We start from the raw sequence: 23,288 nt of genomic DNA on the forward strand, positions 1-23,288 counted from the left end.
GGATGGCGACATGGCACAGGTGACGGCGCGGACCGAGCGCACGATCGACGCCCCCGCCGAGCGCGTGCGCGCGGCGCTCTCCGACTACGAGAAGGTGCGGCCGACGATCCTCACCGAGCACTACCGGGACTACCGCGTGGAGGCCGGCGGCCAGGGCGAGGGCAGCCGCGTGCACTGGCTGCTGCAGGCCACGAGCAAGCGCGTGCGCGACCAGCTGGTGGAGGTCAGCACCCCCGGCGACGACCGGATCGTCGAGCGGGACGCGAACTCGAGCATGGTCACCACGTGGACCGTCACGCCCGCGGGGACCGACCGCAGCGTCGTCGCGGTCGAGAGCAGCTGGAAGGGCGCCACCGGCGTCGGCGGCTTCTTCGAGCGCACCTTCGCGCCCAAGGGCCTGCAGCGGATCCACGACGGCGTGCTGGCGAACCTCGAGAACAGCCTGCGCGGCTGAGGGGGGCCACCATCACTCTGATCGAGAACGGCGTCGTCGCCGTCGCCGGGGAGGCCCTCGTCGACATGGTCCCCGCGCCGGTCGGGGACTACTTCGAGGCCGCCCCCGGCGGGAGCCCCGCCAACGTCGCGGTGGCGCTGTCGCGGCTGGGCGTGCCGGCGCGGCTGCTCGCCCGGATCGCCGACGACATGCTCGGCCGCCGCGTCCGCGACCACCTCACCGGCAACGGCGTGCAGCTCGACCACGCCGTCGCCGCGACCGAGCCGACGACGCTCGCGATGGTGGCGGTCGGCCCGGACGGCGGGGCGAGCTACGACTTCCGCTTCACCGGCACCGCGGACTGGCAGTGGACCGCGGCCGAGCTCGAGGGCGCCCTCGACGGGCCCGTGGTCGCGCTGCACTCCGGGTCGCTCGCGCTCACCATGCCCCCCGGTGCGGCCGCGCTGCGCGAGCTGATCTCCCGGGCCGCCGGCTCCGTGACGATCAGCTACGACCCCAACTGCCGCCCGCTCCTCATGGGCGACCCGGCCGGTGTGCTGGCGGGCGTGCACGACCTGCTGGCCGTCGCCGACGTCGTGAAGGTCAGCGCCGAGGACCTCGAGTGGCTCCTGCCCGGCACGCGCCCCGAGGACGTGCTGGAGGACTGGCTCGCACGCGGCCCGGCGATCCTCGCCGTCACGCTGGGCGGGGACGGCGTGCTGGCCGGGACCGCGCCGGGCGTGCGGTCCCGCCGGCCGGGCGTGCCGGTCACCGTGATCGACACGGTCGGCGCGGGCGACACGTTCTCCGCCGCCCTGCTCGCCGGGCTGCACCGGCGTGGCCTGCTGGGCGCGGCGGCGCGCCCCGGTCTGCGCGCGCTGGACGCCGAAACGCTGGATGCCCTGCTGGACGAGGCGGCGCTGGCGGCCGCGATCACGTGCAGCCGTCGGGGCGCCGACCCCCCGACGAGGGACGACCTGGTGTCCCGTCGCTCGAAAGCGTAGGGAGCCGGCGACCCCATTGCTCAGCACGGGCGCGTGGGGTCGCCCATCCCGTCCTTGTTCGCGCCCACCAGCGCTCCGCCTGCGTTGCCTCGCATCACGTTCCCGCAGATCCGGCCGTGCGGGCCCGCGTCCTGGACCTTGATCCCGCCGCGCGCGTTGTCGGTGATCAGGTTGTGCTCGACGTCGTTGCCCACGGCGTCGCCGGGCCGGTCCCCGCCGATCCGGATGCCGGCCGCGGCGTTGTGGTGGATGTGGTTGAACCGGAACGTGTTCGACGCGCCGCGGGACTCCATCGCGCCGGAGTTGCCGTTGCGGGGCTGTTGCCCGGTGCAGGTGTTGTGCGCGACGTCGTTGTCGCGGGTGCCCTCCTTGAGGTCGACGCACTCGGCCGCCTGCGTGTCGATCACGTTGTCCCGCACCTCGTTGCCGTTGCTCGCGTCCGGCTCCGGCGTCGGGTTGCGGTCGACCTGCTCGGGCGCCGTGCCGATGTAGATGCCCTCGCCGTTCTGGCCGGTACCGGTGTTCGGGATCGCGAAGTCGTGGATGCCGCACGGCCCGATCGTGTTGCCCGCCACGACGTTGCCGGTGGCGAAGTACTTCAGCCGGATGCACTCGTCGCCCAGGTTCGTCACCCGCAGACCGAGGATCTTCGTGCCGGTCACTCCGTCGTGCGGCACCGTGCTCTGGACCCAGATCGCCTTCTCGCGGTAGCAGGTGCCGGCCGGCTCGGCGCAGACGCGGCCGTCGATCGTGAACCCGCGCAACGTCGTGTCGTCGTGCCGGATCTCGATCACCCGGTTCGACGCCGCGGCACCCCGCAGCACGGCGTCCCGGGGGCCGGTGATCGTGACGCCGGGCCGCACCGTGACGACGTGCTCGTCGTACGTCCCGGGGCGCAGGACGATGGTCTCGCCGGGCTGGGCTACCGCGAGCGCCCGCGTGATCGTGCGGAACGGCCGCAGCACGGAGCCGGTGCCGTCGTCACCGGCCGCCGGGTCGACCTGGTAGTGGCCACGCTCCGGCGCCTCGGCCCTGGCCGGCACGGCGGTGAGCAGCGCGAGGACGGTGACGGCCACCGCGAGGACGCCGAGCCTGATCACGACAGCCGGCGCGGGGCGTGCTGGGGGTAGTCGTCCGGTTGGCCGGTGGCCGGGTCGCCCGGGGCGAGGGACAGCTCCGCGGGCTCGCTCTCCGGCAGCGCCCACTGCTTGGCCCAGTCCATGTGCATGGCGGCCGGGCCGCCTGCCGGCGGGAAGTAGTCGAGCTGCATGGTCATGTTCATCGGCCGCGGCGGGAACTTCTCGGTGTCGGTGTTCGAGTACCACTCCTCGCCGTTCACGTAGCCGGTGATCTTCTCGGGCGTCCACTCGAGGGCGTAGGCCGACCACTGCGTCGAGTCGTGCCGCACGGACCCGTGGTCCTGGTCGTTGTCCTTGCCGTAGTGGAAGAAGAAGTCCGTCTCCTGCCGGTCGTCGGACGTGATCTCCATCCAGTCGATCTCCCCGCCGACCGGGAAGTCCTCGGCCACCGGCCAGAGCAGCAGCAGGGCGTTCAGGCCGCCGTGCGCAGCCTCGGAGCGCACGCACGCCTCCCACCGCCCGTACCGCTGGCCGGGGTGCCAGCTCATGGCGCCGGTCGTGCCGTCCTCCGTAGCGGAGATCGTGGCGACGCCGTCGGCCACGGTGATCGCCTCCGGGGTGCGGGTCCCCTCCTTGCTGTGGCCCGGCTCGGGGCCGTACGGGTGCCAGTCGCCGGGCAGGCCGTTCGTGAAGTCGGAGCGGCGGGTCGGCTCGCCCCAGCCGTAGCGCTCGGCGGCCGTCGTGGCGCACTCGGACGGAGCGGCGGGCGTGGGCGCGGGCACGGGCGGGGCCTGGCCGGCGACCAGCACGGCGAACGCGCTCACCATCGCGGGAAACAAAACGGACATCTGCACCACTGACACCTCCAGTCCCATTGGAACCGGACTGGGGGTCTGGCGCGAGATCAACCACGCGGACGGGTGAGGACCCGCGGTCAAGGGGTGAGCAGTCGCTCCACGGGCCGGGTGTTCACGATCCGTTCCGCGGGAACCTCGCACTCCGCCGCGCGCTCGCAGCCGTTGCGCAGCCAGTCGAGCTGGCCGGGGGCATGCGCGTCGGTGTCGATCGTGAACTCGCAGCCCGCCTCGACGGCCTGGCGCAGCAGCCGCTTCGGCGGGTCGAGCCGCTCCGGCCGGGAGTTCACCTCCACCGCGACGCCGCGCTCGGCGCACGCCGCGAACACGGGCTCCGCGTCGAACTGCGACTCCGGCCGCTTCCGGTTGCCCGTCACCATCCGGCCCGTGCAGTGGCCGAGCACGTCGACGTGCGGGTTGTCGATGGCCGTGAGCATCCGCTCGGTCATCTCGGCGCGCGGCATCCGCAGCTTCGAGTGCACCGACGCCACGACCACGTCCAGCCGCGCGAGGAGGTCCTCGTCCTGGTCGAGGGAGCCGTCCTCGTTGATGTCGACCTCGATGCCCGTGAGCACCCGGAACCCGGCGCCCAGCTCCGCGTTCAGCTCGGCGATGTCCTCCAGCTGGGCGCGCAGCCGGTCGGCGGACAGGCCGTTCGCGACGGTCAGCCGCGGCGAGTGGTCGGTGATCACCAGGTAGTCGTGCCCGAGGGCCTGGGCCGTCTCGACCATCTCCCGCAGTGGCGACCCGCCGTCGGAGGCGTCGGTGTGGCTGTGGCAGTCGCCGCGGATCGCGTCCAGCAGTGCCTCGGCGGCCCGGTCCAGCGGGGAGGGTTCGACCGCCTCGAGTTTCTGCAGGTACGCGGGGGGTTCACCGCGCACCGACTCCGCCACGCACTTCGCCGTGACCTCCCCGACCCCCTTGAGCCGCACCAGCTCCCCCGTGCGCACGAGCCCCGCGATCTCGTCCGGGTCGCGCCTGCGCAGGACGGCGGCCGCGGTGCGGAACGCCCGGACCCGGTACGTCGACTCGTGCGCGCGCTCCAGCAGGAAGGCGATGCGCCGCAGATCGGCCACGGCATCCCGGGTCTCGGTCACGCTCGCGATCGTCGCACGGCCGGGCGGCTCGGTCGTGGCGGCTGCAGCTCTGATACCGCCCTCGCCGACAAGACTTCACACACCCAAGTGGGCGGTAGGGGCTCGCACGGCGGGACTCGCCAGGTCGTCGCCGGGTGCCGGGCGGCCGGGCCTCAGCTCAGCCAGCGGCGGTTGCGGCGGCGCCAGGCGTCGGCCCAGAGCCGCGGGAGCTCCTCCTCGATGCGGACGGCCCGCGCCTCGTCGCGGCCGTACAGGACGCCGAAGGCGAAGCCGTTCTCCCCGCTCTCGTGGCACCGGGCGGCCAGCTCCCGCAGCGCGTCGCGGGCCACGACCGTGTCCTGGTGCTCGCCGAGGGCCTGCTGGAACCCCTTCATCCGGCCGGCGAAGCGCTTCGCGTCCTTCCCGACGGCCGGGCGGGCCACCTCCGTGGCGTAGCGCAGCCGCTTGCCCGCCTTGCGGGCATCGTGCACGGCCAGGTCGCGTTCCTCGGCCGACTTCGCGGGGTCGACCGCCACGGTGACGGCCCGGTCGAGACGCCGCGCGGCGCGGGCGACGTGGGCGGGCAGCTCCTTGCGGGCCTTGCGGGCGGCGCGCTTCGTCAGGGGAGGGCGGCGCACGAGCTCGTCCAGGTCGCTGCGCAGCCGGGCGTACGCCTCGCCGTCCAGCGTGCTGAGCACGGCCGCCGCGGCCTCCTGCTCCACCCGCCCGTAGTGCCGCGTGACCTGCGCCTGCACCGGCCCGAGCAGCAGCTCGCGGTCGAGGTCGGCGAGGCCGTCGCGGATCCGGACGTGCAGCACCTCGGCGTCGCGGGCCGGGGCGAGCGCGCCGGCGAACTCCCGCAGGCTCTCGACGATCGGCTCCGTGCGCTCGACGTCCAGCAGCCTGCGGTAGGACTGCAGCGCGCTGCGCATCCGCCGCGCCGCCACGCGCAGCTGGTGGACGGAGTCGGGCTCATCCCGCCGCGCCCGCAGGTCCTCGGCGGCCAGCCGGTCGATGTGCCCGGCAAGGTACGCGACCAGCGCCGCACCCGCCGAGCCGGGCTTCGCCCGCTTCCCGCCTGCCCGCCGGCGCCGCTTCGCGGGTTCGGGCCGCAGCAACCGGTCGAGCTCCGCCTCGGCGGAGTTCGACGCCGGCTGCAGCCCGGCCTCCCCGAGCAGCCGCTCGGCCGCGTCCACGAGACCGGCGTCGGCGGTGTCGCGCACCTGGACGTCGATCCACGCCACGCCGCCGGTCGAGCGCCCCAGCGTCGCGACCGTCACCTTGTCGTGGACGACGGTGGCGAGCAGTCGGTCGTCGTCGCCCAGCAGCCGCGCGCCGGTACGCACGCGGCGCACCTGCCCGGCGGGACGCAGCTCGCCGTCCCGGACGACACCGCGCACGATCTCGGCCAGCTCGCCCGGCACCTCCGGCACCGGCGGCGCGTCGGGGGCGAGCGGGACGCGCAACTCCTCACCGCGGTCCGGGTCCGGGAGGTCGAGCCGCCAGTGCGGCTGCTCGCCCTCGGCGCGGTGCACGGCCAGCGTGATCCCGGCCGCGGCGAGCCTGCGGTCCGCGGTGTCGAAGCGCTCGACGTCGAGCACCTGCTGCGGTAGGGGGTCCTCGCGGTGGATACCGGGGAGCGCCTCGAGCGAGGGGGTGCCGGCCTCGGCGGCTCCGCGGAAGGTGCGGTTCCCGGTGCGGGTCGTCGTGTCGGTCATCCGATCAGGGTGCCCGAAAGCAGGCGCCCATTCACTCCTGCGGAAGGCGGGATTTCTGCACCTTCCCCATGTCGTTGCGCGGGAGTTCATCGGTGAACCGGACCTCGCGGGGTCGCTTGTGCGGCGCGAGCAGCGCGGCGACGTGGTCGATCAGCTCGCGCTCGCCGGGCGCATCGCCCGCCGGCACGACGTGTGCCACGATCCGCTCCCCGAGGTCGTCGTCCGGCACCCCGAGGACCGCCGCCTCGGCCACGCCCGGGTGCTCGAGCAGGGCGTTCTCGATCTCACCCGCTCCGATCTTGTAGCCACCGGACTTGATCAGGTCGGTGGCGCTGCGCCCGACGATCGCGAGCGCTCCGCTCTCGGTCCAGCGGCCGATGTCGCCGGTGGCGAACCACCCGTCGGAGGTCTGCGCGGCCGCGGTGGCATCGGGACGGTTCAGGTAGCCGGTGAACAGGCTGGGGCCGCGCACCTCGACGGCACCGAGACCGTCACTCTGGTCGCCGGGAAGCGGCGCGAGCCGCATCTCGGTGCCGCGCAGCGGCCGGCCGACCGTTCCGACCTCGGGCGCGTCGGCGGCGCGCGCCGCGGTGAGGATCAGCGTCTCGGTGAGCCCGTAGCGCTCCCGCACGGCGAGGCCGGTGCTGCGGTGCAGGCGGGCGTGGTCGACGGCCGTGAGCGCCGCCGACCCGGACACGAGCAGCCGCGCGCGCCCGATCTCCTTCGCCGACTCCGGGTCGGACTCGAGCTGGTCGGCGAGCCGGTGGTACTGGGTGGGCACCCCGAACACCATCGACGCCGCCGCGGCCGCCAGGACCGGGGCGTCGAGCCTGCCGATGTGGTGCAGGCTCCCGCCGCGGCGCAGCGGGCCGAGCACCCCGAGCACCAGCCCGTGCACGTGGAACAGCGGCAGTGCGTGGGCGAGCAGGTCGTCGGCCGTCCAGTCCCACGCCTCGGCGAGCGCGTCGAGGTCGTACGCGACGGCGCTGCGCGGCAGCACCGCCCCCTTCGGCGGGCCCGTGGTGCCGGACGTGTAGATCACCAGCCCCGGGACGTCCGGCGGGGGCTCGTTCGTCGGCACCGGCCCGACGGCGGCGAGGTCGACGTCCATCCGCGGCAGCGCCCCGAGCGGTCTGGGGAGCGCGGCGCCGGGCGCGGCCAGCACCAGCTCGGGAGCGCAGTCGCCGATCACGTGCCCCAGCTCCCGCTCCCCCAGCTTCGGGTTCACCGGCACGGCCGCGACGCCCGCGAGCAGCGCCGCCGTGACCCCGACCGCGGTGTGGATCGTGGGCGTGGCGTGCACGGCCACGTGCCGCCGCCCCGCGAGCGAGCCGGCGAGCGCCCCGGCGGCACCGGCGAGCTGCCGGTAGGTCAGCGCGTCGTCGCCGAACCGCAGGGCGGGCCGGTCGTCGGGAGCGAGGAGGGCGGGGAACAGCGGATTCACGAAACCACCTTGCCGGGGTTGAGGATCCCCTGGGGATCCAGAGCCTGCTTCACCGCGCGCTGCAGCGCGAGGACCTCGGGGCCGAGCTCGGCGCGCATGCCCGGCAGCTTGAGCAGCCCCACCCCGTGCTCGCCGGTGACGGTGCCGCCGAGGGCGATCGCGGACTCGACGATGTCGTCGAACGCGGCCTGCGCGCGGGCCTTCGCCGCCTCGTCACCGTGCGGGGTGATCATCAGCGGGTGCAGGTTGCCGTCGCCGGCGTGCGCGATGTTGGCGATCAGCACGTCGTGCCGCGCGGCGATCTCCTCGACGCGCCCGAGCATCTCGGCGAGGCGCCCACGCGGGAGGCAGACGTCCTCGGTGAGGATCGCGTCGCCCCGCTGCTCCAGCGCGGGGTAGGCCAGTCGCCGGGCGTCGAAGAGCGCCTCGGCCTCGGTGGCGTCGGTGGAGAAGACCGCCTCCCGGGCACCGGCCGCCTCGAACTCGGCGTGGATGGCCGCGGCCTCCTGCTCGGCGGCGGGTTCGGGCAGGTCGGTCTGGGCGAGCAGCAGCACGGCCGCGTCCTCGGGCAGGCCCGTGTGCTTCCAGGAGTTGACCGCGTGCAGGCACACCCGGTCGATCAGCTCGAACGCCGACGGCTGCAACCCGCGGGCCGTCACCCTGGACACCGCGTCGCCGGCCGCGGCGAGCGTGTCGAAGAAGCCGACCACCGTGCGGGGCACCGCGGTACGCAGCGGCCGCAGCCGCACGGTGACCTCGGTGACCACGCCGAGCGTGCCCTCCGAGCCCACCATCAGCCCGGCGAGGTCGTAGCCCGCCACCCCCTTCGCGGTGCGCCGCCCGACCCGCACCACCTCACCCGCCGCCGTCACGACCTCGAGCGCGAGCACGTAGTCGCGCGTGACCCCGTACTTCACGCAGCACAGGCCGCCCGCGTTGGTGGCGACGTTGCCGCCGATCGTCGACCAGGGCGAGCTCGCGGGGTCCGGCGGGTACCAGAGCCCGCGCTCGGCAGCGGCGGCGCGCAGGTCGTCGTTGACCACGCCGGGCTGCACGACGGCGAGCCGCTCCGCCTCGTCGATCTCGACGATCTCGCGCATCCGCTCGGTGGACAGAACCACGCAGCCGTCGACGGCGTTCGCCCCGCCGGACAGGCCCGTGCCGGCCCCGCGCGGCACCAGCGGGCGCGCGTGCCGGGCGCAGGCCCCCACGACCGCGGCGACCTCGGCGGTGCTGCGCGGGCGGACAACGGCGGCCGCCCGCCCGTACGCCGCCCACTCGGCCTCGTCGTGCAGGAAGGGCGCGACGACGTCCGGGTCGACGAGCACGCGGTCCGCCGGGAGGGCGGCGAGCAGGTCGGCGACGAGTGGATCAGCGGCGGAGGACACAGCTCAGCACGCTAACCCGCGAGGTGGCCGCGCCGCACCCGGTCGTGAGTGGATACGCTGTGTTGAACGGTTCGCTCGCTACGCTCCCGAACCGGCGCCGGAGGCGCGCTCGACCAGGGCGCGGCCGAGCAGGTGGCCGGAGCGCCATGCCGTCTCCACGCGCGGGCTGCCCCAGCCGTCGCCGGCCAGCCCGATGCCGTCCGCGGTGAGGTGGAACGGGTCGTCGCGCGTCCCCTCCGGCGAGGCGTACGGCCAGTGGCGCGCCAGCGTCCACTCCGGCGGGGTGCGGACGCCGAGCAGCTCGCGCAGCGCGTCGAGCACCGGGCCGACGGCGCCGGCCGGCTCGGCCCCGTGCGCCCGTGCGACGCCGGCGGTCGTGTGCGCCACGAGGACGGGGGCGCCGTCCCCGCGCCGCCTGCCGTCGTCGGCGACCAGGGTGAGCACCGGGTGGTCGTTGACGAACGCTGCGGGCAGCTCGTCCCACTCCCGGCCGGCCCACCCGGCGGCGACAGCGATCACGGGCCGCCATTCGCGCCCCGTGAGCCGCGCGGCCGCGGGGTGGCCGGGCCCGAGCAGGCGCAGGGCCTGCGGGTCGGGCATCGCGAGCACGACCGCGTCGGCGGGCTCGCCGTCGACGACGGGTCCCGGACCGACCCGGCGCACCTCCCGGCCGAGCTCGACGGTGAGCCCGGCGGCCAGCTCGGCGACGAGCCCGCCCAGGCCGGCGGGCGCCGCCCAGCGCTGCGGCCCGGGCGCGCGTTCCCGGGTCCCCCCGCTCAGGACGGCGAGCTCGGTCGTCCACGGCCGGGCGAGCCCCGCGTCCCGCCACCGCAGCACCACCCGCTCGAAGTCCGGGTCCCGCGCCGTGAAGTAGGCGGCCCCGAGGTCCACCGGACGGCCGGTGACCGTGGCGCCGCCCATCCGGCCCCCGACCTCGGCCGCCTGCTCCAGGAGCCGCACGGGCACGCCCGCGGCGGCGAGCCGGCCCGCGCACGCCGCTCCCGCGATGCCCGCACCCACGACCACGACCGCCATGCCCGGCAACGTACGACCCCAACCCCGGGCGCGTGCGGAGGGTCGTCCCCGACATCGCCCGCCGGACACCTCGGGAGACGCCATGATCCAGCAGCACACCGCCCCGCCGCCGTGGGCACCCGTCCCAGCGCCGCGCCACCCGGCCCCACCGGCGTTCGGCCCGGCTCCCGCCGGGCTGCGCCCCGGACCTCCCGTGCAGATCCGGCCGCGCCTGCTGTGGGTCGGGCTCGCCTGGCTGCTGTTCGCCCTGCTCGTGCTGGCCGGCGTGGCCACGTACGTCACCGGAACGACCGGCGCGGGCGGGCCGGAGAGGTTCTTCGCAGGCGGCGAGGCCACGACGCTGGAGCTCGACCCGGCCGCGGACCCGGTGATCTACGCCGCGCTCGACGCCGGCGGCTACGTCCGCTGCACGCCCGTCGGCGCGGCCGCCACGAACCTGCAGCTCACCCTCGTGACCGACGACCGGTCGGTGCCGGCGGCCGGCCGGGAGTGGCACGCCGCGTTCGAGCTCGTCCCGGCGGCGGCGGGCACGTACCAGGTCGTGTGCGAGGGCCCGGACGCGTCGTTCGCGTTCGGAGAGGAGACCCCCGCAACGGTGAGCGCCGGCGGTGCGACGCTAGCGCTGCTGGTGCTCCCGCTCACCGGTCTCGTCGCCGCCCTGACCACGACGATCAGCGTCCTGAGCCGGCGGCGGGCGGCGCAGGACCGGCTCCTCGCCCCGTGGACGGGCGGTACCGCCTGGTGAAGGTCAGCCGACGGCGGCGACCCGGGCCAGCCGGTCCTCCCACCACCGCACCCGGTCCGGCGCGGCGGCGACGGCGGCGCGCCGCACCGGCTCGGGCGCACGCCGGGGCACCGGGAGCCACCCGTCCCGGGGGCGGATCGGCTCGGCCACGACGTCCGCGGTGAGCAACGCCCCCGTGCCGAGGCCACACGCCATGTCGAGCCGCGGCAGCGCCCCGGCCAGCGCCAGCTCGGCGGCCATGCCGACGCTCGTCTCCAACGCAGACGACACCACGCACGGCAGCCCGCACGCCTCCGCGACCGCCAGCGCCCTGCGCACGCCGCCCAGCGGGGCGACCTTGAGCACCGCGACGTCCGCGGCCCCGGCCACGGCGACCCGCAGCGGGTCCTCGGCGCGGCGGATCGACTCGTCGGCCGCGATCGGGACGTCGACCCGGCGACGGACCGCGGCGAGCTCGTCGACCGTCCGGCAGGGCTGCTCGACGTACTGCAGCCCGCCCGCCGCGCCGTCCAGCGCCGTGATCGCCTGGACCGCCTCGTCGACGGTCCAGGCCGCGTTGGCGTCCACCCGGACCGCGCCCGCCGGGCCCAGCGCGTCGCGCACGGCGGCCACCCGCTCCAGGTCGGCGGGCAGCGAGCCGGGGGCATCGGCCACCTTGACCTTGGCCGTCGCGCACCCCGACGCCCGCACGATCTCCTGCGCCCGCTGCGGCCCGACGGCCGGCACGATGCAGTTCACCGGGACGCGGTCGCGCACCGGCTCCGGCCAGCCCTCCTCGGCGGCCTCCCGCGCGGCGGCGAGCCACGGCGCCGACTCCCGGTCGTCGTAGTCGGCGAAGGGGCAGAACTCCCCCCACCCCGCCGGCCCGGCCACGAGCAGACCCTCGCGCACCGTGATGCCCCGGAACCGGGTGGTCAGCGGGATGGAGTAGACGTCAGGCACCGCCCGACCCTACGGCGCCAGGAGTCCCGAACGACTCCGGCAGTGGCAACCGGCGGCCAGGTGGTGTCAGGCGGACGACCGGATTGAATGCGGCGCGGGGATCACTCCCCGGCGGTCGCCGATCATGGGCAGATGGTCGTCAGTCGATCTCCGGGAGCGACCATCCGCCCTTGGTCACCAACCGGGAGCGTGCTACGTGCGCAAGCACTGATCAAGCCTGAGCGGCTCGCCCCCGATCCTGGCGATCAAGGCGCTGCTACGCCAGCAGCTCGTGGTCCGCGGGGCGGACCTTGCGGGTGCGGCGGCGGAAGTCGAACGTGTAGCCCGGCCAGAGGGTGCGGTTGCGGCCGTCGGCGTCGAGGTACCAGCTGGCGCAGCCGCCCGCGGTCCACACCGAGCCGTCGAACCGGCGCTGGAGGCCAGCGTTGTAGGCCTCCTGGTGGTCGCGGCGCGTGTCGAGGGCGACGGCGCCGTGCTCGTCGACCAGGCGCAGGGCGTCGATCACGTAGTTGAGCTGCGACTCGATCATGAAGACCATCGAGCTGTGCCCCAGCCCGGTGTTCGGGCCGACGAGCACGAAGAGGTTCGGGAACCCGGCGAACGTCGTGCCGAGGAACGCCTCGGCGGACCGGCCCTCCTGCTCGGCGAGCGGCCCGCCGTCGCGCCCGACGACGGGCACCGAGTGGCCCACGCCTGCGCCGACGCTGAACCCGGTGCCGAAGATGATCGTGTCGACCTCGTGCTCGACCCCGTCGGCCGTGACCACGGCGTTCGGCGTGACCCGCACGACCTTCTCCGTGACGACGTCGACGTTCTCCCGCTTCAGCGCCGGGTAGTAGTCGTTGGACATCAGGATGCGCTTGCAGCCGATCGTGAAGTCCGGGGTGAGCTTGGCCGCGAGGTCGGGCCGGCCCGCGAACGTCCGGCGCAGGTAGGCGCGGGCGAGCCGCTCGACCACCGCCATCCGTCGCGGCTTCAGGAACCCGCTGACGAGCAGCTCGTTCCGCGCGTAGATCAGCGCCCGCTGCAGCTTCTGCACCGCGGGAACGGCCCGGTAGAGCCGGCGCACCACCGCGGACACCGGCCGGTCGGGCTTCGGCAGCACCCACGGCGCCGTCCGCTGGAACAACGTCAGGGACGCCACCCGCGGCTGGATCGCGGGCACGAACTGGATCGCGCTCGCCCCCGTGCCGATCACCGCGACGCGCCGGCCGGTCAGGTCGTGGTCGTGGCGCCACTGCGCGGAGTGGAACGCGGTGCCGGCGAACTCGTCGAGGCCGGGGATGTCGGGCACGGACGGTTCGTGCAGCGCCCCGGTGCCCCACACGACGGCGCGCGCGTGCACCTGGGATCCGTCGGTGAGCCGCAGCTCCCAGTGCTTGCCCGCCCAGTGGGCCGCGGTGACCTCGGCGCCGTACCGGATCCGGTGCCGCAGGCCGAAGCGGTCGGCCACGCGCTCCAGGTAGGCGCGGATCTCCGGCTGCCGGGCGAACGTGCGCGTCCAGTCGGGGTTGGGCGCGAAGGAGAACGAGTAGAGGTGCGACTGCACGTCACAGGCGCAGCCGGGGTAGGTGTTGTCGCGCCAGGTGCCGCCGAGCGTGCGGCTCTTCTCCAGTACCAGGAAGTCCGCTCGGCCCGCCTCCTGCAGCCGCACCGCGGCGCCGAGCCCGGCGAACCCGCTCCCCACGATCGCGACGTCCACACGCGTCCCGGTGTCGTGCATCGACTCCTCCTCGAGGGGGTTACCGCCAGTAACTTACCACGAGTAACTTACCTCCGGTAGGGTCGGAGCGTGGAGACTCGCCCGACCCGGCGCCGCGTCGGCCGCGCCGAGCGCGAGCGCCAGATCCTCGACGCGGCCGTCGCCGTGTTCGGGGAGCGCGGCTACCAGAACGCCTCGATGGACCAGGTCGCCGAGCGCGTCGGCGTCACGAAGCCGGTGCTCTACACGCATTTCGGCTCCAAGCACGGGCTGCTGCTGGCCTGCATCGCGCGGGCGCGGGCGGAGCTGCTGGAGGTGACGTCGACGGCCGCCGCCTCGGCGTCCACCCCCGAGGAGATGCTGCGGCGCGGCACGCTCGCGTTCTTCGACTACCTGGAGGCCCGGGCCCCCGAGTGGACGGTGCTCTACTCGGAGTCGGCGGTCGCGGGCGAGGCGCTCGAGGAGATCCGGGCCCAGCAGACCGACTTCATCGCCACCCTGCTGGCCGCACAGGCTCCCCACGCCGACCCGGGGCGCCTCACCGGCTGGGCCAACGTGATCGTCGGGGCGTGCGAGCGCCTGGCGCTCTGGCGCACCCGCACGGGCGTGTCGAGCGAGCAGGCCACGGAGTACTTGATGGACCTGGCCTGGACGGGGCTGGCCGGCGCGCGCTCGTAGCCTCCCCCAACGTACGAGCGGCACGCCCGTTCGACAGAGCGGTACGGATGTGCCGTTCGTACGTGCGGCCTGCCCAGGGCACAATCGCCGCGATGAGTACGACGGCACCCCGGCTGCTGCAGGTGCGGCGCAGCGCGCGGATCACCCCGCGGATGATCCGCGTGACGCTGGCGGGCGACGAGCTCGCCGGGTTCGGCGGCGAAGGCCCCGACCGACGCATCAAGATGTTCTTCCCGGTGGCGGGGCAGGAACGGCCCGCCGTCCCGCGGGCTACGTCCGGCGGGCCGCTGTGGCCCGCCGGGGAGCCCCGCCCCGCGATCCGCACGTACACGGTGCGGCGGTTCGACCCGGGAGCCGGCGAGCTCGACGTCGACTTCGTGCTGCACGAGGGGCACGGTCCCGCCGCGGCGTGGGCCCGCGACGCACGTCCCGGCGTCTGGGTGGGCGTCTCCGAACCCGGCGGCCGGTACGAGCCGGACCCGGCGGCCGACTTCCACGTCGTCATCGGCGACGAGACCGCGCTCCCCGCCGTCGCCACCGTGCTCGGGGCGCTGCCGGCGGGTGTGCCGGCGCTGGCGTTCCTCGAGGTCGCCGACGCCGCCGAGGAGCAGGAGCTGCCCGGGTCGGCACGGCTGCGGTGGGTGCACCGCGGTGCCGCCGAGCCCGGCGAGCCGCTCGCTGCGGCCGTGCGGACCGCGGACCTCCCGGCGGGCAGCGGGCAGGCGTGGCTGTCGGGCGAGTCGGCGTGCGTGCGTGACCTGCGCAAGCACCTGCTCGACGAGCGGGGGCTCGACCGCAGGCGGGTCTACGCCACGGGCTACTGGCGAGCTCGCTAGCGTCCCGACTGGGGCGACCCGGTGAGCACCCTCACGCCGGATCGGCCCGGCCCACAGCCCGCTCACACGGTCGGCACAACGAACCGACAGCGCCCGGTCGAACGCTGGCCCCATGAGCGTCGACACCGCACTCCGGCCTTCCCGGCACGGACGGTCCGAGCGCACCGTGCTCGACATCGTCGTGCCCGTCCACAACGAGGAGGTCGATCTCGAGCCGTCGGTCCGCCGGCTGCACGAGCACCTGGCCGGGCAGTTCCCCTACCCGTTCCGGATCACGATCGCGGACAACGCGAGCACCGACGCGACGCCGCTGATCGCGGCGCGGCTGGCCGCGGAGCTCCCGGACGTCACCGCGCTCCGGCTGGCGGAGAAGGGACGGGGCCGGGCGTTGCGGGAGGCCTGGTCGGCCTCCGACGCGCAGGTGCTGGCCTACTGCGACGTAGACCTGTCCACCGACCTGGCCGCGCTGCTCCCGCTGGTGGCCCCGCTGCTCACCGGGCACTCCGACCTCGCGATCGGTACGCGGCTCGCGCGCAGCTCCCGCGTCGTCCGCGGGGCCAAGCGGGAGTTCATCTCGCGCTCCTACAACCTGCTGCTGCGCGGCACCCTCGGCGCCGGCTTCTCGGACGCCCAGTGCGGGTTCAAGGCGATCCGCGCCGACGTGGCCCGGCGACTGCTGCCGCTGGTGGAGGACTCCGGCTGGTTCTTCGACACCGAGCTGCTCGTGCTCGCCGAGCGGAGCGGGCTGCGCATCCACGAGGTGCCCGTGGACTGGGTCGACGACCCGGACAGCCGCGTCGACATCCTCGCCACCGCCATCGCCGACCTGAAGGGCATCGCCCGGCTCGGACGCGCCCTGACGACCGGCCGGCTGCCCCTCGCCGAGCTGCGCGCCCAGCTCGGCCGCAACCCCGATCCGCCCCGCGCGGTACCCGGCGTGCCCACGGGTCTCCCCGGCCAGCTCGTGCGGTTCGCCGCGATCGGGGTGGCGAGCACGCTCGCGTACGCCCTGCTCTACCTGCTGCTGCGCGGAACGGTCGGCGCCTACGCCGCCAACCTGCTCGCCCTCGTCCTCACCGCGGTCGGCAACACCGCGGCCAACCGGCGCCTGACGTTCGGGGTGCGCGGGTCCGCGGGCGCCACCACGCACCAGCTGCAGGGGTTGCTCGTCTTCGCGCTGGGCCTCGCGCTCACCAGCGGTGCGCTCGCCGCGCTGCACATGTGGATGCCCGACGCGAGCCAGGCCGTCGAGCTGCTGGTGCTGATCGCCGCCAACGCGCTGTCGACGCTGCTGCGCTTCGTCGCGTACCGCTCCTGGATCTTCCGCGCGCACCCCACCCGGCCGGCGGAGCCGGCCCGTCAGGAGACCCCGGCATGACCGCCACCCTCGCCCCCGCCCGCCCGGCGTCCTCGGCGCCGACCGAACGCCCGCGGCGCGGCCGCGCCGAGTGGATCGCGCTGGCGGTCCTCCTCGCCGGCGCGGCCGCGCTCTACCTGTGGAACCTCGGCGCCGAGGGCTGGGCCAACACCTACTACGCCGGCGCCGTCCGGGCGATGACGCAGAACTGGACCGCCTTCTTCTTCGGCTCCACCGACGCCGGCAACACGGTCACGGTCGACAAGCCACCCGCGTCGCTCTGGGTCATGGCGTTCTCGGCGCGGATCTTCGGGCTGTCCTCGTGGAGCATGCTCGTCCCGCAGGCGCTGATGGGCGTCGGCGCGGTGGCGCTGCTGTACGCGGCGGTGCGGCGGGTGGCGAGCCCCGCCGCCGCGCTGCTCGCGGGCGGCGTGTTCGCGCTGACGCCGATCGCCGTACTGATGTTCCGCTACAACAACCCGGACGCGCTGCTCGTCCTGCTCCTCGTGGCCGCGGCGTACGCGACGGTCCGCGCCCTCGAGCGGGCGTCGACGCGCTGGATCGTGCTGGCGGGCGCGCTCATCGGATTCGCGTTCCTCGCGAAGATGATGCAGGCCTTCGTCGTGATCCCGGCGCTCGCGCTCGCCTACCTCGTCGCCGCGCCCACGGGGTTCTGGCGGCGGATCCGCCAGCTGCTCGCCGCGGGGCTCGCCGTCGTCGTCACCGCGGGCTGGTGGGTGGCGATCGCCGAGCTGTGGCCCGCGAGCTCACGGCCCTACATCGGCGGCTCGGAGAACAACAGCGTCCTCGACCTCACGTTCGGCTACAACGGGCTCGGCCGGATCCTCGGCCAGGGCGGTGGCGGACGCCGGATGGAGCCGCCCGCCGGGATGGAGCTCCCGGCCGGGGCCGAGGGTGGCCCCGGTGGCGGCGGTGGTTTCGGCGGGGCCGCCGGCTGGACCCGCCTGTTCAACGAGCAGGCCGGTGGCCAGATCTCGTGGCTGCTGCCCGCGGCGCTGGTCCTGCTCGTCGCCGGGCTGGTGCTGACGTGGCGCGCCGCGCGGACCGACCGGCTGCGCGCGTCCCTCCTGCTCTGGGGCGGCTGGACGGTCGTCACCGCGGCGGTCTTCAGCTTCGCCCAGGGGATCTTCCACCCCTACTACACGGTGGCGCTCGCCCCGGGCATCGCCGCGCTCGTCGGGATCGGCGGGGTGCAGCTGTGGCGGCGCCGGGCCGCGTGGCCGGCCAGGACCGCGCTCGTGGTGATCACCGCGGGCACCGCGGCGTGGGCGGTGGTGCTGCTGTCCCGCACACCCGACCTCGTGCCATGGCTGCGCTGGGTCGTGATCGCCGGGGCCGCGGCGGCCGTGCTCGCACTGCTCGCCGGGGCGCACCGGCGCCGACTCGCCGTCGTCGCCGCGCTGGCCGTGCTGCTCACCGGCGGCGCCGCGCAGGTCGCGTACGCCGCCGACACGATCACGAGCACGCACAACGGCGGGAACCCGGCGGCCGGCCCCGCCACCGGATCCGGCCCCGGAGGGGGCATGCGCTTCGGCCCGGGTCCCGACGGCGCCCGCCGGGACGGCGGCGGCCCCGGCGGCCGGGGCAACGCGTCCGATCCGGAGCTCGTCGCGCTGCTGCGGAACGCCGGCACGACGTGGGCCGCGGCCACCTCCAGCGCATCGGGCAGCGCGGAGCTCGCCCTGGCCGCCGACACCGACGTCATGGGCATCGGCGGCTTCAACGGTGGCGACCCGGCACCGACGCTGGAGCGGTTCCAGCAGCTCGTGGCGGCCGGTGAGGTGCGCTACTTCGTCGGTGGCGGTGGAGGTGGCCCGGGCGGCCGGTCCGAGATCGCCACCTGGGTGGAGGAGAACTTCACCCCGACGACCGTGGGCGGCTGGACCGTCTACGACCTGACCCGGCCGGCGGGCTGATTCCCCTCCCGGCCCGCCGACCCCATGCCCCGTGAGTGCACGGATGGCCGTCAGCCGGGGCCGGGGCCGGGGGCCGGGCGGGGTGGCACCGGGTCGGCCGGGCCGACGTGCTCGTCCAGCCAGGCCACCACCGGTGCGGCCGCCCGCCAGGCCGTGCGGACCCGATCCAGCGGCTCGGTGGTGGACAGCCACGCACCCACCGGTCTCGACGTCACGACCTGCAGCCCGAGCAGCCGCAGGAGGTCGATCCGCGGGTGGTCGCCCTTGAAGCCCCGCGGTGCGCCGCGGAGGCAGCGCCCACGGTCCACGAGGTGCCCGGCGAGCAGCGCCGGGAGCTCCTCCCCCTGCGTCTCGAGCACTGCGACGCGGAACCGGCGCAGCTGGCCGGTGTCGAACATCCAGTGCCCCGCCGCGGTGGTCAGGGCGGTGGCCGACAGCACGACGGTGAGGGCAGCGCCGCCCGGGCTACGGGCCACCCCGCCGGTGTCGGTGCGGTAGGGCGGGACGGCGGGGCGGAAGCGCCGGTTGACGTGGGCGCGCAGCACCCGGATCGGCCCGAACTCGGGTTCCAGCTCCACGGCGAGCGCTCGCATGGGCGCCTGCACGGCGGTGGCGTGCCGGTGGCCGTTCTCCTCCCAGAACTCCCGGGTGTTGTCGGCCGCGATCTCGGCGAGGAACGCGGTGGCGTCGCTGGGCCAGCCGGTGAACGGGGTCATGTCGTGCTCCTGTCGGTCGGCATCGGGGACTGACCGGCATGGACGACGGCGGGGCGGCTCCGGTTCCCTCGGAAGTGCACAGGTGTCGCACAGGTTCCGCCCATCAGGGCCACAGCCGCGCGCGCGAACCTGGCTAGCATGGCGACGATGCGGGACACCGGTCCTGAGCTGCGACGTGCCGACGGTGGTCCGATCCGCGTCCTGGTGGTCGACGACGAGGCGTCGCTGTCGGAGCTGCTCTCGATGGCCCTGCGCTACGAGGGGTGGGACGTGCGGACAGCCGCCGACGGCGCCACGGCCGTGCGCACCGCCCGCGAGCTGCGCCCCGACGCCGTCGTCCTCGACGTGATGCTCCCCGACTTCGACGGCCTCGAGGTGCTGCGCCGGCTGCGCGCCGAGGCCCCGGAGGTGCCCGTGCTGTTCCTCACCGCGCGCGACGCCGTGGAGGACCGCGTCGCCGGGCTCACCGCGGGCGGCGACGACTACGTCACCAAGCCGTTCAGCCTCGAGGAGCTCGTCGCCCGGCTGCGCGGGCTCCTGCGCCGCTCGCGGATGACCGGCGCCCGGCAGGGATCCGAGCTCGTCGTCGGCGACCTCGTGCTCGACGAGGACAGCCACGAGGTGCGCCGCGGCGACGCCCTCGTCGAGCTCACCGCCACCGAGTTCGAGCTGCTGCGCTACCTCATGCGCAACCCCAGGCGCGTGCTGTCGAAGGCCCAGATCCTCGACCGAGTCTGGAACTACGACTTCGGCGGCCAGTCCAACGTGGTCGAGCTCTACGTGTCCTACCTGCGCAAGAAGATCGACGCCGGCCGCGCGCCCATGATCCACACCGTGCGCGGGGCGGGGTACGTGCTCAAACCGGCGGCGGGCGGGTGAGCCACCACTCCCTCCGCATCCGGCTGGTGGCCACCACGCTGCTGCTGCTGGCCATCGCGTCCGCGCTCATCGCCGTCGCGACGACGATCTCGCTCCGCCAGTTCCTGATCCACCGCCTGGACGACGACGTGCGGGCGTCCAGCCGCATCCTCATCCGCGCGGAGCTGGGGTCCCCGCCCACCCTGCTGCTGCCGCCCCGCGGGCCCCGGCCCCCCGACACCCTCACGGCGCTCGTCCGGGACGGCACGGTGGTGACCGCGACGGTGTCCCCGTTCGGCGAGGATCCGCGGCCGGTGCCCGAGTCGGAGTACCCCGACCTCGTCTCCGTGCCGGAGGGGCAACGGCCGCGGAGCGTCGACCTCGGCGACCTCGGCGGCTACCGGCTCGTGGCCACCCGGACGCCGATCGGCGACACCGTGGTCAGCGGCCTGCCGCTGGGCCCGGTGGAAGCGATCGTGACCTCGCTCGTGCTGATCGAGCTCGTCGTCACCGGCATCACGCTCGCCGGGGCGGGCGTCGCGGCAGCGGTGGTCGTCCGGCGGGAGCTGCGGCCGTTGGAGCGGGTGGCGGCGACGGCCGCGCGGGTGAGCACGCTGCCGCTGGACCGCGGGGAGGTCTCGCTGGTCGAGCGGGTGCCCGACGTCGACCCGAGCACCGAGGTGGGTCAGGTCGGCAGCGCCCTCAACCGGATGCTCGACAACGTCGGGTCGGCCCTCGAGGCGCGGCACGAGAGCGAGGTGCAGCTGCGCCAGTTCATCGCCGACGCGAGCCACGAGCTGCGCACCCCGCTCGCCGCCATCAGCGGGTACACCGAGCTCACCCGGCGCGAGGAGCTCTCCGCGGACGTCGAGTACTCGCTCACCCGCATCGCCTCGCAGACGGAGCGGATGACCGCGCTCGTCGAGGACCTGCTGCTGCTCGCCCGCCTCGACGCCGGCCGCCCCCTCGAACGCGGCGAGGTCGACCTCACCCGGCTCGTCGTCGACGCCGTGGCCGACGCGCACGCGGCCGGGCCGGACCACCGGTGGCAGCTCGACGTGCCGGATCGGCCGGTGGTGGTGTCCGGCGACGCCTCCCGCCTCGCCCAGGTGCTGGCGAACCTGCTCGCCAACGCCCGCACGCACACCCCACCCGGCACGAACGTCACGGTGACGCTCGCGGAGGAGCCCTCGTCCGCCCGGCTGTCCGTCGCCGACGACGGTCCCGGCATCTCCCCCGGCCTGCTGCCGCACATCTTCGAGCGCTTCGCCCGCGGATCGGCCTCCCGCTCGCGCGACAACGGGAGCACCGGCCTCGGCCTGGCGATCGTCCGCGCGGTCGTCGCGGCCCACGCGGGGACCGTGGACACGGCGAGCACCCCAGAACGCACGGAGTTCACGGTCCACCTCCCGCGCCCCGGCGCGCCTGACGAAGCCGCTTCACACACCTAGAGCGCCCTTCACACAGGGCCGGCCATGGGCCGGCCATGTGTGAAGCCGGTGCTGGATGTGTGAAGTGGCCGCGCGGGTCACAGGCCGCACACAGCCATCGCATCGGAGCAGCACAGCCCCGCGCCCCACGCTCGGGAGACGTGGCCACGACCGCTCCCGTTCGCACCGGGCCCCCGCCTGCCGCCCCGCTCCCGCGCCGCTGACCCTCCGCTCGCGGATTCTCCGCTGCCGCTCGGCCACATCCACCCCGGGTGAGCCCACGCGACCGGGCCGGCAAAGCAACCTGGATGCAGCGCGAGCACGAGACAGGAGGCTCCGTGAGCGTTGTGGCCGACACCGTCCCCGACCTCCGCCCGGTCCGGCCGGGGCGGCGCAAGCTCACCCGCGCCGAGCGGCGCGCGCTGGCCGGCCTGCTCCTCGGCACGGCGGTCCTCTACTGCTGGCGCCTGAGCTCCGCCGGCTGGGCGACCAGCTACCACGCAGCCGCGGTTCTGGGCATGGCGCAGGACTGGACGGCGTTCCTCTTCGGCTCCACGGACGCGGGCAACATCGTCACGGTCGAGATGCCGCCCGGTTCGCTGTGGGTCATGGCGCTGTCGGCGCGGGTGTTCGGGTTCTCCCCGTGGAGCGTGCTCGGGCCGCAGGCGCTGATGGGGGTCGCCGCGGTGGCGCTGCTCTGCGCCGCCGTGCGCCGCGTCGCCGGTCCCGGGGCGGGGCTGCTGGCCGGAGCGGCGCTCGCGCTCACCCCGGTGGCCGTCGCCACGTTCCGCGGCAACGACCCGGACGCGCTGCTGGTGCTGCTGCTGGTCGCCGCGGCCTACGCCACGGTCCGCGCCATCGAGGCGGCGCGGACGCGCTGGCTGCTCGTGGCCGGTGTCCTGGTCGGGTTCGCGTTCGTGACGGACCCGGCATCGGCCCTCGTCCCGCTGCCGGCGCTCGCGCTGGCCTACCTGGCGGCCGCCCCCGCCGGGTTCTGGCGGCGCCTGGCGCACCTGCTCGCCGCGGGCGTCGCCACCGTCGTCGCGGGCGGCTGGTGGTTCGCGCTGGTCGAGCTGCGGCCCGCCGCCACCCGCCCGTACATCGGCGGCTCCCGGACCGACAGCGCGCTGGAGCTCGCCCTGGGCCCGGGCGGCCTCGGGGGGATCGTCGGCAGCCGGCCGAGCCTCCTGCGGATGATCGACGTGCAGACCGGGGTGCTGGTCGGCTGGCTGCTGCCGGCCGCGCTCGCGCTGCTCCTGATCGGGCTGTTGCTGAGGAGCCGCGCGGCGCGCACCGATCCCGCCCGGGCGTCGCTCCTGCTCTGGGGCGGCTGGGTCGTCGCCACGGCACTGGTGCTCGGCATCGGCGACCACCGGCCGGCCGACACGGTGGCGCTCGCACCGGGGATCGCGGCGCTCGTCGGGATCGGCAGCGCGCTGCTGTGGGAGCGGCGGTGGAGGTGGGCGGGCCGCGGGACGCTCGCCCTGCTCGTGGCCGGCACGGTGGCGTGGGCGTGGTTGCTGCTCGACCGGACTCCGGAGATCCTGCCCCGCTGGGTCGTCGTCGCGGCCGCCGCGGCGGTGATCGGGGTCGTGCTGGTCGGTGCGGCCGTCCGGCGCCGGGGCGCCGCCGCGGTGGGGGTCACGTTGGCGCTGATGGCGCTCGCCGGACCCACCGTCTACGCCGCGGCCGCGGTCGGTCAGCGCGCCACGCAGCCGAGCACCCCCGCTCCGGAGCTGACGGACATGCTCCGCTCCACCGGGAGGACGTGGTCGGCCGCCATGGTCGGCGGGCAGGGCAGCGCCGACCTGACGCTCGCCAGCGACACCACGGTGATGGGAATCGGGGGCCGCTCCGGCACCGACCCGGCACCCACCCTGGAGCAGTTCCAGGCCATCGTCGCCGCGGGTGAGGTGCGCTGGTTCATCGAGGGCGGCACGGGCGCCGAGTCCGCGATCCCGGCCTGGGTGCAGCAGAACTTCGAGCCGACGACGGTCGGCGGCCACACCGTCTACGACTTCGCCCGGCCCAGGTCGTGAGAGCGCCTGCACACTCG

The 23,288-nt window shown here is 75.2% G+C and carries 20 protein-coding genes; 10 read left to right on the top strand and 10 right to left on the bottom strand.

All coding sequences use genetic code 11. From position 1 onward, the window contains the following. The first annotated feature begins 10 nt into the window (after positions 1–10). Positions 11–454, top strand: coding sequence for an SRPBCC family protein (locus ACU436_RS06745; protein WP_459022776.1), 444 nt, complete (start codon positions 11–13; stop codon positions 452–454). 20 nt (positions 455–474) lie between these two features. After that, the gene (locus ACU436_RS06750; protein ID WP_459024272.1) at positions 475–1,437 is read left to right on the top strand and encodes a carbohydrate kinase family protein; all 963 of its coding nucleotides are present in this window, start codon (positions 475–477) and stop codon (positions 1,435–1,437) included. A gap of 20 nt (positions 1,438–1,457) precedes the next feature. Here ACU436_RS06750 and ACU436_RS06755 read toward each other — a convergent pair whose 3' ends face one another. The 7 genes from ACU436_RS06755 to ACU436_RS06785 form a co-directional block, all read right to left on the bottom strand. Next, positions 1,458–2,537 carry a right-handed parallel beta-helix repeat-containing protein gene (locus ACU436_RS06755; RefSeq protein ID WP_459022778.1) on the bottom strand — a complete coding sequence of 360 codons (1,080 nt, stop codon included), beginning with the start codon at positions 2,535–2,537 and terminating at the stop codon, positions 1,458–1,460. Beyond that, positions 2,534–3,364 (bottom strand): glycoside hydrolase family 16 protein, encoded by an 831-nt coding sequence (locus ACU436_RS06760; protein ID WP_459022780.1) that lies wholly within the window; start codon positions 3,362–3,364, stop codon positions 2,534–2,536. The genes ACU436_RS06755 and ACU436_RS06760 overlap by 4 nt, the downstream gene beginning before the upstream one ends. Before the next feature lie 86 nt (positions 3,365–3,450). Beyond that, the gene (locus ACU436_RS06765; RefSeq protein WP_459022782.1) at positions 3,451–4,467 is read right to left on the bottom strand and encodes a PHP domain-containing protein; all 1,017 of its coding nucleotides are present in this window, start codon (positions 4,465–4,467) and stop codon (positions 3,451–3,453) included. Between the two features lie 152 nt (positions 4,468–4,619). Continuing rightward, complete coding sequence (locus ACU436_RS06770; protein WP_459022783.1) at positions 4,620–6,164, bottom strand: CYTH and CHAD domain-containing protein; 1,545 nt, start codon at positions 6,162–6,164, stop codon at positions 4,620–4,622. Between the two features lie 31 nt (positions 6,165–6,195). Then, positions 6,196–7,599, bottom strand: coding sequence for an AMP-binding protein (locus ACU436_RS06775; RefSeq protein WP_459024274.1), 1,404 nt, complete (start codon positions 7,597–7,599; stop codon positions 6,196–6,198). A 5-nt stretch (positions 7,600–7,604) separates the two neighbouring features. Then, positions 7,605–8,996, bottom strand: coding sequence for an FAD-binding oxidoreductase (locus ACU436_RS06780; RefSeq protein ID WP_459022785.1), 1,392 nt, complete (start codon positions 8,994–8,996; stop codon positions 7,605–7,607). 78 nt (positions 8,997–9,074) lie between these two features. Then, positions 9,075–10,031, bottom strand: coding sequence for an NAD(P)/FAD-dependent oxidoreductase (locus ACU436_RS06785; RefSeq protein ID WP_459022787.1), 957 nt, complete (start codon positions 10,029–10,031; stop codon positions 9,075–9,077). A gap of 82 nt (positions 10,032–10,113) precedes the next feature. On the opposite strand from ACU436_RS06785, the gene ACU436_RS06790 reads away from it, so the two are divergent. Continuing rightward, on the top strand, positions 10,114–10,776 hold the full coding sequence (locus ACU436_RS06790) for a hypothetical protein (RefSeq protein ID WP_459022789.1): 663 nt from the start codon (positions 10,114–10,116) through the stop codon (positions 10,774–10,776). Positions 10,777–10,779: 3 nt separating this feature from the next. Here the strand turns inward: ACU436_RS06790 and ACU436_RS06795 are convergent, their stop codons facing one another. Continuing rightward, complete coding sequence (locus ACU436_RS06795) at positions 10,780–11,718, bottom strand: o-succinylbenzoate synthase (RefSeq protein ID WP_459022791.1); 939 nt, start codon at positions 11,716–11,718, stop codon at positions 10,780–10,782. A gap of 256 nt (positions 11,719–11,974) precedes the next feature. Then, positions 11,975–13,441 (bottom strand): flavin-containing monooxygenase, encoded by a 1,467-nt coding sequence (locus ACU436_RS06800; RefSeq protein ID WP_459022793.1) that lies wholly within the window; start codon positions 13,439–13,441, stop codon positions 11,975–11,977. Between the two features lie 69 nt (positions 13,442–13,510). Between ACU436_RS06800 and ACU436_RS06805 the strand changes: the two genes are divergently transcribed. From ACU436_RS06805 to ACU436_RS06820, 4 genes are all read left to right on the top strand, one after another. Beyond that, complete coding sequence (locus ACU436_RS06805; protein WP_459022795.1) at positions 13,511–14,098, top strand: TetR/AcrR family transcriptional regulator; 588 nt, start codon at positions 13,511–13,513, stop codon at positions 14,096–14,098. Positions 14,099–14,190: 92 nt separating this feature from the next. Beyond that, entirely contained in the window at positions 14,191–14,934 is a 744-nt protein-coding gene (locus ACU436_RS06810) for a siderophore-interacting protein (protein ID WP_459022797.1), read from the top strand. Between the two features lie 112 nt (positions 14,935–15,046). Further along, the gene (locus tag ACU436_RS06815) at positions 15,047–16,312 is read left to right on the top strand and encodes a bifunctional glycosyltransferase family 2/GtrA family protein (RefSeq protein ID WP_459022798.1); all 1,266 of its coding nucleotides are present in this window, start codon (positions 15,047–15,049) and stop codon (positions 16,310–16,312) included. Next, the gene (locus ACU436_RS06820) at positions 16,309–18,228 is read left to right on the top strand and encodes an ArnT family glycosyltransferase (protein ID WP_459022800.1); all 1,920 of its coding nucleotides are present in this window, start codon (positions 16,309–16,311) and stop codon (positions 18,226–18,228) included. Before ACU436_RS06815 ends, ACU436_RS06820 begins: the two co-directional genes overlap by 4 nt. A gap of 50 nt (positions 18,229–18,278) precedes the next feature. Here the strand turns inward: ACU436_RS06820 and ACU436_RS06825 are convergent, their stop codons facing one another. Then, the gene (locus ACU436_RS06825; RefSeq protein WP_459022802.1) at positions 18,279–18,944 is read right to left on the bottom strand and encodes a DUF2461 family protein; all 666 of its coding nucleotides are present in this window, start codon (positions 18,942–18,944) and stop codon (positions 18,279–18,281) included. 138 nt (positions 18,945–19,082) lie between these two features. Here ACU436_RS06825 and ACU436_RS06830 point away from each other — a divergent pair, with 138 nt between their 5' ends. The 3 genes from ACU436_RS06830 (at position 19,083) to ACU436_RS06840 (ending at position 23,271) form a co-directional block, all read left to right on the top strand. After that, complete coding sequence (locus tag ACU436_RS06830; RefSeq protein WP_459022803.1) at positions 19,083–19,823, top strand: response regulator transcription factor; 741 nt, start codon at positions 19,083–19,085, stop codon at positions 19,821–19,823. Then, complete coding sequence (locus tag ACU436_RS06835; protein WP_459022804.1) at positions 19,820–21,253, top strand: sensor histidine kinase; 1,434 nt, start codon at positions 19,820–19,822, stop codon at positions 21,251–21,253. Before ACU436_RS06830 ends, ACU436_RS06835 begins: the two co-directional genes overlap by 4 nt. 317 nt (positions 21,254–21,570) lie before the next feature. After that, positions 21,571–23,271, top strand: a complete 1,701-nt coding sequence (locus tag ACU436_RS06840; protein ID WP_459022806.1) for an ArnT family glycosyltransferase — start codon at positions 21,571–21,573, stop codon at positions 23,269–23,271. The last annotated feature ends 17 nt before the right edge of the window (positions 23,272–23,288 follow it).

It is taken from the genome of Pseudonocardia wallangbongensis, from assembly GCF_054486945.1.

Coding starts and splice junctions, on each gene's coding strand:
- ACU436_RS06815 (WP_459022798.1), top strand. CDS start 15,047: ATGAGCGTCGACACCGCACTCCGGCCTTCCCGGCACGGACGGTCCGAG.
- ACU436_RS06760 (WP_459022780.1), bottom strand. CDS start 3,364: ATGTCCGTTTTGTTTCCCGCGATGGTGAGCGCGTTCGCCGTGCTGGTC.
- ACU436_RS06790 (WP_459022789.1), top strand. CDS start 10,114: ATGATCCAGCAGCACACCGCCCCGCCGCCGTGGGCACCCGTCCCAGCG.
- ACU436_RS06770 (WP_459022783.1), bottom strand. CDS start 6,164: ATGACCGACACGACGACCCGCACCGGGAACCGCACCTTCCGCGGAGCC.
- ACU436_RS06825 (WP_459022802.1), bottom strand. CDS start 18,944: ATGACCCCGTTCACCGGCTGGCCCAGCGACGCCACCGCGTTCCTCGCC.
- ACU436_RS06745 (WP_459022776.1), top strand. CDS start 11: ATGGCACAGGTGACGGCGCGGACCGAGCGCACGATCGACGCCCCCGCC.
- ACU436_RS06785 (WP_459022787.1), bottom strand. CDS start 10,031: ATGGCGGTCGTGGTCGTGGGTGCGGGCATCGCGGGAGCGGCGTGCGCG.
- ACU436_RS06800 (WP_459022793.1), bottom strand. CDS start 13,441: ATGCACGACACCGGGACGCGTGTGGACGTCGCGATCGTGGGGAGCGGG.
- ACU436_RS06830 (WP_459022803.1), top strand. CDS start 19,083: ATGGCGACGATGCGGGACACCGGTCCTGAGCTGCGACGTGCCGACGGT.
- ACU436_RS06820 (WP_459022800.1), top strand. CDS start 16,309: ATGACCGCCACCCTCGCCCCCGCCCGCCCGGCGTCCTCGGCGCCGACC.
- ACU436_RS06810 (WP_459022797.1), top strand. CDS start 14,191: ATGAGTACGACGGCACCCCGGCTGCTGCAGGTGCGGCGCAGCGCGCGG.